The following is a 1961-nucleotide window of genomic DNA, read 5'->3' as shown; positions in this document are numbered from 1 at the left end:
CCCGGAAGCTAAGGCCTGGCACGGCAATGGTACTGCACCCGATAGAGTGTGGGAGAGTAGCACACCGCCGCATCCAACTTGACAAGAGGCCCCGGTCGAGCACACGCTCCCGGGGCCCCTCCCATATACCCAGCCAGTCAAAAGACCCGACACCAATGACGACGCCGGGCTTTCCTTCACATACCCAAACAAGCATCAACCAGTCTCTGAAAGCGTTGGTATAGGCATTCGGCAGCATGGCTTTAGATATCATCGATATCATGCGCATCTCCATCATTGGTCTTTCCGGTAGCGGCAAGTCGACCCTGACCCGATACTGCGGCGAACATTACGGTATCCCTACGTTGTATCTGGATACCGTACAGTTTCTTCCGGGCTGGCGCACCCGCCCTGCGGAAGAGCAACAAGCCATGGTGCGCGCGTTTCTCGACGACCATGATTCGTGGGTAATCGATGGCAACTACACCAACCTGGCGTACCGTCGGCGTCTTGATGAGTCGGATCTCATCGTGATCATGCTGTTCAACCGTTTATCGCGACTTTGGCGAGCGTTCAGTCGTCTGCGCAGGTATCGCGGTCGGTCGCGCCCGTCCATGACCAATGGGTGCGAGGAGCGCATGGATGCAGAATTCGTATGGTGGATCCTGCATCGTGGCTGTGATGCCGATCATATGCAGGAATATCGTAATGTTATGCGCGACTACAGCGGCAACGTGGTTGTGGTTCGCAACCAGCGGGAGCTGGATCGTTGCATGGCGTCGTTGCCGGACGATCCTCGAGCCTGCTGAGTCTGGCATCGTTCGAACATAATGCCCGTTATCGGATAATTTGCGTGGCGGGAAACGCTCACTGAACGCCGTTCAGTGAGCGTTTCCCGCCACGCGCGTCCCTATCCGAACACTTCGATCGCCGCAACCGTGCGGAGCAGATCCTCATCGACGAGATCGCGCCCGTACGCATCCAGGAACAGATCATGGTACCGATCCGTGTGCATATTGAATCGCAGCGTCCACAATGCCCAGAACACGTCGACGTGACGGTCGCCGAGTCCCGCGCAATCCAGATCAACGAAACCACTGAACGACCAATCGTCGAGCATCACGTTCGGCAGACAATAATCGCCATGCAGCAGCACATCCGAACGCAACGAGACTCCACGCTCGGCAATGCGGAATATCTCGTCGATCGTGGCGTCGCCATACACATCAACGTAAAACGACGTGTCGTATCGCCCGGCGTCATGATTGCGTTGCGCCGTGGCCAGGTATCGTTCCATACGTTTCGGTTCCGGGCAATCGTGGCAATCCATGTCATGCAGTGAACGCAACGTATGTGCCAGAATCTTCGTCATGCGCCGCGGATCGGCCATGTATTGCGGTGCGGTGCAGTCTTCGCCGGGCACGCGCGACGTCACCATCCAATCGCGCCTGTCGTCGTCTGGTCCGGGCTCTTGCCCGTAATACAGCACTTCCGCGGCCAGTCCCCTGCCATGAAAGTAGGATGTCAGCGTCGCTTCACGCCGTAACGTGCCGGCTGCCGCGGTTTTGATGAAATGGCCGCGGCCCTTCGTCGAGTAGTACACGCGTGCTTCCGGCGACGAGCTGCTGTCGAATAGGCTGTGATCGTCGTCGATATACGGCCTGACGGCAGCAGGAAACGCGATGGTGCTTGGGTCGATTGCCGTTCGTTGCATGGTGTCAGTGTATGCCGAGGACGGTGCGAGTGCGGATTGGGCATGATGAACAGATGGCGACACGCCGATGAATGATGTTTTTGCCGTCTTTTTTGGGCGTGATTCGGGCGTATGGTGGTGGTTGAGAGGCGTTTTTGGGTATTTTCGACACGCCGATGGAGTTGTGTGTTTTCAATGGTTTTGGGGTTGTTTGGTGTGGTGGGTTTGCGTTTGTGGTTGGGTTCGTGTAAGTTATTCATTCGCTGCCGCTGAGCGGTTGGGTTTCTTC

Annotated in this window: 2 protein-coding genes; one reads left to right on the top strand and one right to left on the bottom strand. The window is 56.9% G+C overall.

Going from position 1 to position 1961, the window contains the following annotated elements:
- Positions 1–236 precede the first annotated feature (236 nt).
- Positions 237–788 carry a P-loop NTPase family protein gene (locus KIH79_RS12655; protein ID WP_219059709.1) on the top strand — a complete coding sequence of 184 codons (552 nt, stop codon included), beginning with the start codon at positions 237–239 and terminating at the stop codon, positions 786–788.
- Positions 789–889: 101 nt separating this feature from the next.
- Here the strand turns inward: KIH79_RS12655 and KIH79_RS12650 are convergent, their stop codons facing one another.
- Positions 890–1693, bottom strand: coding sequence for an aminoglycoside 3'-phosphotransferase (locus KIH79_RS12650; RefSeq protein WP_219059708.1), 804 nt, complete (start codon positions 1691–1693; stop codon positions 890–892).
- Positions 1694–1961 lie beyond the last annotated feature (268 nt).

Source organism: Bifidobacterium miconis (assembly GCF_019331735.1).
Taxonomy (GTDB): domain Bacteria; phylum Actinomycetota; class Actinomycetes; order Actinomycetales; family Bifidobacteriaceae; genus Bifidobacterium; species Bifidobacterium miconis.
The sequence above is the reverse complement of the archived record's forward strand: the minus strand, read 5'-3'. Positions and strand labels throughout refer to the sequence as shown.

What these genes read in the sequence shown, in the direction of transcription:
- KIH79_RS12655 (WP_219059709.1), top strand. Translation starts at nt 237, where the DNA reads ATGGCTTTAGATATCATCGATATCATGCGCATCTCCATCATTGGTCTT.
- KIH79_RS12650 (WP_219059708.1), bottom strand. Translation starts at nt 1,693, where the DNA reads ATGCAACGAACGGCAATCGACCCAAGCACCATCGCGTTTCCTGCTGCC.